The following is a 5,067-nucleotide window of genomic DNA, read 5'->3' as shown; positions in this document are numbered from 1 at the left end:
CACCGAAATGCTCAGTTCCTGGGAAACCGCTTCCACTGAGGCGCCCTCCGGCGGCAACAGTCGAGCGAGCGCTTTGTCCTTGAATTTTTGTCCGTATCGAGCCACTTCGTTCTCTTCTCATCGCCCCCGGGTTTTGGATTCTATCGAGGCGACAACTATTCTGACTCAGGGGGAGTTCAAGCACTCGCTCTTGATCGTTCTCCAAGTCATTGTCCCAAGTGAATAGATCCTCCGTATATGCGTTGAAGTACAACGTATCGCGTTTCGTGACCTCGCCGTTCTCGTCGACAGCCTTGCCCAAATCTTTGAATGTTGTCGAAAGGCGCGTCTTGCCGGTACCGTTATACGCATAGAGCAGGATGGTCTTCTTCGCCTTCAGCTCGTCGCGGAGATGTTCCGCCAACCAAGTCAAATTTAAGTAGCTCACATTGGCCATGAGTTACTTGTTCTCCAGCGACGGGAAAAGCTGCTGCATCAGACCAGCCTTGTGGGTCTTGAGGGTTTCGAGTTTGTCCGCCTCGGTGGCGATCTGTGCATCTAGAGAGGAAAGACAACCGGCGATTTGGCGTTGTTCATCTTCCTCAGGGATAGGCGCGACTATGTTCAGAATGTCTCCACGCGCTAGGCCAGGAATTAGATTTCCGGCAGCGAGATCTTCAAAGCGAGATCTTTTCGTTAGAAGCAACTGAAATATGAAACGACTTAAACAGGCCTTGGCACGAACAGCCATCAATTGCCGCCCCATAGCCACTGATGTTATTTCGAGATACCAAACTTCCCCGACACCGCTCCCTTTCACAGTGATTAACGTATCGTGCTCTTTGGCAGTATTTGTCGACTCTCTTGTCCACTTTGTCCCGAAATGAACATCATTAGTGAAATCTGACGGTCCGGTGAAATACGGCACATCTCCGACAGTGCTGTATTCATCAGGCGATAGATGCAAGCCCGATACTAGATCAACGACTGCCGAGAGCTTCTTTCCTTTCCACTCCGGCGCATCGCGGAACACGGGGAAGCGGAGGCGGGGGCGGGTTTCGCCTTCGCGGGGGAAAAGCTGCTGCATCAAGCCGCGCTTGTAGGTCTTCAAGGCCTCGACTTTCCGTCCCTGCGCGGCAATCAGCTCGTCCAGCGAGCCCAGGCAGTCGGCGATCTTTTGTTGCTCTTTCTTTTCTTTCGGAACCACGATCTGAAAAGAGAGAAACGAATCCACCTGAATTCTTTTCGCCTTGCGTCCGCCGTCAGCTATTTCGCCGAATCGCTTGTAGAAGTCCTTCCTTTGCACGTACTCAAGAAGGAATCGCGAATTCAGACGGGCATCCACGTCAAAGCACGGTAAGTCGACAGTTGATTCGAAGCCGTCCAAGTGCGCAGGAATGACGCCAAATGCCTGGTTCAGAAAATCGAGCTTGCTATAGATGAACTGCCCTGCCTTGCGCTTGTAGTAAACCGTGCTGGCGCTTCCCTTGATCGCTTCTGCTTTCTCGAAAACCCCTCTTCCCCAAAGTTTGACGGTCAATTTTTTGGCAATTGATCCGTCGCTGCCAGGAATTCGGCTTTCCGTTAGGAAGCTCCGCAGCTCCTTTTCTTCCCAAGCCTCTCTGAACTCCGGAAACCGTAACCTCGGCACCATCGCTGTCTTTTCCGCCTTCGCCATCCCTCAATCCTCGTAAGCCTGAAGGCCGGAAATCTCCCGCCCCCCGGCGCGCTTCTTCAGCAGCGGCACCAGCTCGCTCATCAAGGCCAGTTCCTTCTGGGTGCGGGCTTTCCAGCCCAGTTCCAGCGGGGCCAGCAGTTCGGTGAGTTGTTCGCCGTCGAAGATACGGCGCTCCAGTACGCCCTCCACGAAGCCTTGCAGTGCCTCGATGGTCAGGCCGTGCCTAGCGGAAAGCTCGGCCAGCTCGCGGGCGGCCTTGGCGGCCTTGAACTGCTGGTAGCCGGCGCGGATGGCGGGTTCAAGCAGGCCTTCGCCCGCCTTGAGGCTCATGACGTATTCGGTGATGTCGTCGCGCTCGTCGATGAACTTGGCGTCGGCAGCGATGAGGCTGACCAGTTGCTCGCGGCTCATGGTGGCGCGGCCGGGCTTCTTGGTGGAGAAGTCGGCGATGAGCTTCATGATGTAGTCGTAGTCGATGGTGGCGGAGGCGAAGAGCACGAACTCGAAGTCGAGCTGTTCCATCTCCTCGTTCTTGCTGTCGCTCGCGTGATCGCCCACTGCCGCGCGCTCGTCGCGCAGGCGCTTGGCGGTCTCCAGGTACTGGCCGCGGAAGGCGTTCAGTTCGTCCGGAGGCAGGATGGTCTGGATGGTCTCTTGCTGCTCGGGCGTGAGGTCGGTGTATTGGTCGAGCTGGGTTTGCAGCTTCTGCACGTCCTTGAAGGCTTTGACGAAGCCGATGCGGGCTTCGTCGCCCTTGAGCTTGGCGATCTCTTCGGGTTTGCCGGATAGGCCGTGGGCCTGCATGAAGCTTTGCAGGGCGGCCTTGGCGTCCTGCAGCTTGTCGATGACGGCGGGGGCCTTGTCCACCAGCCAGATCTGGCGCGCTTCCTCGCCCTTGGCGCCGGAGAACAGGGCAATGGCGGCGTCCACCGCGTCTTGCTGGCCACGGAAATCGAGGATGTGGCCGAAGGGCTTGGTGTCGTTGAGTACCCGGTTGGTGCGGCTGAAGGCCTGGATGAGGCCGTGGTGCTTGAGGTTCTTGTCGACGTAGAGGGTGTTGAGATACTTGCTGTCGAAGCCGGTGAGCAGCATGTCGACGACGATGGTGATGTCGAGCTTGTGCTGCGCAATGTGGGGCGCGGCCTTGCGCAGGTCGGCCTCGGGCCATTGCTGGTCTTTGATGCGTTGTTGCACGTCCTGGTAGTAGAGGTCGAACTCCTCGATGCGGTGATTGGTGCCGAAGCGGGCGTTGTAGCCGGCGATGATGGCAGCGAGGGCGGCCTTTTTGGTGTCCGGCTCTTCTTTGTTGTCTTCGAGCTCGTTGGGCAAGTCTTCCTGGATCTGCCGCACGTCGGCGCTCACGTCGCCCGGCGGGGAGAAGACGGCGGCGATGTTGAGGGGCTGATAGGCCGGGTCGGCCTGCATGATTTCGGCCTGAGCCTGCTCGAACAGGGCGTGGTACTCGATGGCGTCGTTGATGGAGGCCGTGGCGAAGATGGCGTTGAACTTACGCCCGCCGGTGGCGGCGTCGTGCTTGGCGAGGATGGCGTCGACGATGGCGCGCTTGGCGAGCGTTTCCCCCGGCTTTGGGAGATTCGTGCCATCCGGTTTGTAGTAGTCGACGTGAAACTTCAGCACATTGCGGTCTTCGATGGCGTCGCTGATGGTGTATTCGTGCAGGGGCTGCTGGAAGAGATCTTCCGTGGTCTTCAGCGTCTTCTCGTCACCGTTGATCTGCTTGTAGGTCGCGTTTTCCTCGAAGATGGGCGTGCCGGTGAAACCGAAGAGCTGAGCCTTGGGGAAGAAGGCCTTGATGGCCTGGTGGTTGTCGCCGAATTGTGAGCGGTGGCATTCGTCGAAGATGAACACCATGCGCTTGTCGCGCAGTGCTTCGAGTTGATCGGTATAGGTGGCGAGTCCGCGCTTTTCGCGGCTCTTGTTGCGGCGGCTGTTTTCGTCCAGCGCCAGGCCGAGCTTCTGGATGGTACACACGATTACCTTGTCAGCCGCCTCGTCCGAGACGAGCCGCTCGACCAGCGCGCCGGTGTTGGTGTTGGCTTCGACGCAGCCTTCCTGAAAGCGGTTGAATTCCTCGCGGGTCTGGCGGTCGAGGTCTTTGCGGTCTACCACGAACAGGCACTTCTCTACGCCTAAGTTGGCCTTGAGTAGCGTGGAGGCCTTGAAGCTGGTGAGCGTCTTGCCGCTGCCGGTGGTGTGCCAGACGTAACCGTTGCCGCTGTTCTCGTCGATGCACTTGACGATGTTCTTGACGGCATAGATCTGGTAGGGCCGCATCATCAGGAGCTTCTGCTCGCTGGCCACCAGCACCATGTAGCGGCTGATCATCTGGCCGAGCGTGCACTTGGCGAGGACGGCATCGGCGAACTCGTCGAGCCCCGTGACTTTGGTGTTGTCCGGCGCGGCGTGCTGGTAAATGGGCAGGAAGCGCTCGTCGGCATTGAAGCTGAAGTGCCGGGCGTTGTTGTTGGCGAAGTAATACGTGGAGTGCTTGTTGCTGACGATGAACAGTTGCATGAAGCACAGCAGCGTACGCGTGAAACCGTTGCCGACGTCGTTCTTGTATTCAACGATCTGCTCGATGGCGCGGCGCGGGTTGATGCCCAGCGTCTTGAGCTCGATCTGCACCACCGGCACGCCGTTGATGAGCAGGATGACGTCGAAGCGATGGTGGCTGTAGTCGGTGTTGATGCGCAGCTGGTTGACGACCTCGAAGGTGTTCTTACACCAGTCGTCGATATTGACCAGCGTGTAATTCAGCGGGGTGCCGTCTTCGCGGACAAAGCTGTTGCGCGTGCGCAGCGTTTGCGCGGCGGTGAAGACGTCGGGCGTGACAATCTCTTCGAGCAGCCGTGCGAACTCTTCGTCGGTGAGATTGACTCGGTTGAGTTGCTGGAACTTGTCGCGGAAGTTCGATTCCAGCGCGGCGCGGTCGCGAATGTCTGGGCGGTAGGTGTATTTGAGATCGGCCAGTTTGGAGAGCAGGTCCAGCTCGATCTGGTTTTCAGTGGTCATCGACAAGCCCAGGAACCAAGTAGCATTTTGCGGATTGTATCTTGAGCGCCTGTTCTCAAGGAGAACAAAGAGCCGGCCTCAGAAATCCGAACACGGCGACAAGTGAATGCTGGTCCCCTGAGGAGGCCGAGCCTGTCAGAAATTTTGTGTTTGAGGCATACCATGTGGGCAAGGAGCATGTATGCCAAGAAAGACCAGCAAGAAGAGCACTGCGGCGGCGCTGCCGTCCATCCCGAAAGAGCTGATCGACGGATTCGTCAGCGGACCGATGAGTGCCGAGGCGATCAATGCAGCCTCAATGGCGTTCAAGAAGGCGCTGATCGAGCGGGCACTGGGCGCCGAGATGAGCCATCACCTGGGCTATCCACCCGGCGCCG

2 protein-coding genes and 2 pseudogenes are annotated in these 5,067 nt (G+C 58.1%); 1 reads left to right on the top strand and 3 read right to left on the bottom strand.

Annotated elements, in window-relative coordinates:
* The 3 genes and pseudogenes from I8J34_RS23765 to I8J34_RS23755 all read right to left on the bottom strand — a co-directional run.
* A pseudogene (locus tag I8J34_RS23765) lies at nt 1-436 on the bottom strand (hypothetical protein); the annotation flags it as partial.
* A gap of 3 nt (nt 437-439) precedes the next feature.
* Nucleotides 440-1,657 (bottom strand): restriction endonuclease subunit S, encoded by a 1,218-nt coding sequence (locus I8J34_RS23760; RefSeq protein WP_214364117.1) that lies wholly within the window; start codon nt 1,655-1,657, stop codon nt 440-442.
* Nucleotides 1,658-1,660: 3 nt separating this feature from the next.
* On the bottom strand, nt 1,661-4,690 hold the full coding sequence (locus I8J34_RS23755; protein ID WP_214364116.1) for a type I restriction endonuclease subunit R: 3,030 nt from the start codon (nt 4,688-4,690) through the stop codon (nt 1,661-1,663).
* Nucleotides 4,691-4,871: 181 nt separating this feature from the next.
* Between I8J34_RS23755 and I8J34_RS23750 the strand changes: the two are divergent.
* Nucleotides 4,872-5,067 (top strand): annotated as a pseudogene (locus I8J34_RS23750) (IS256 family transposase); the annotation flags it as partial.

It is taken from the genome of Denitromonas iodatirespirans (assembly GCF_018524365.1).
GTDB lineage: Bacteria > Pseudomonadota > Gammaproteobacteria > Burkholderiales > Rhodocyclaceae > Nitrogeniibacter > Nitrogeniibacter iodatirespirans.
The sequence above is the reverse complement of the archived record's forward strand: the minus strand, read 5'-3'. Positions and strand labels throughout refer to the sequence as shown.